Raw genomic sequence first — 410 nt, forward strand, 5'->3', positions numbered from 1 at the left:
GGAAAATACAAGTCTCTTTATCTAATTGCCATGTGGTATCAGAAAGCTTGAAGCTATACCCCTGCATCGTTGCAAAAAATAGATTCTCTTTTCTTAGATTACATTTTTCCATTATATTGACCCTCAGTTATCTTTTTCAAAGATTCATAAACTCTTCCAATAAGTTCCTTTTCTTTCTCTGATATATGTTTGAAATTATAGTTTTCAGACATTTTAGAATCTTTTGACCATCCCATGAGATAGCATCTCAATCCTGATTTTCGATTGATATTCAAATTTGAACTATCAATTTCATTTGAATAGAAATAGTTCCATGAATGCCTCAATCTATGCCCCGATAAACTCTTTAATTCCGGGCTTACTTTTTTAATAGTTGAAATTATTTTCTCATATGCTGAAACAGATAATGG

The 410-nt window shown here is 31.0% G+C and carries 1 pseudogene; it reads right to left on the reverse strand.

Annotated elements, in window-relative coordinates:
* Positions 1 to 98: 98 nt before the first annotated feature.
* Positions 99 to 410, reverse strand: a pseudogene (locus tag JWG88_RS21430) (site-specific integrase); the annotation flags it as partial.

The organism is Desulfopila inferna (genome assembly GCF_016919005.1).
Lineage (GTDB): Bacteria > Desulfobacterota > Desulfobulbia > Desulfobulbales > Desulfocapsaceae > Desulfopila_A > Desulfopila_A inferna.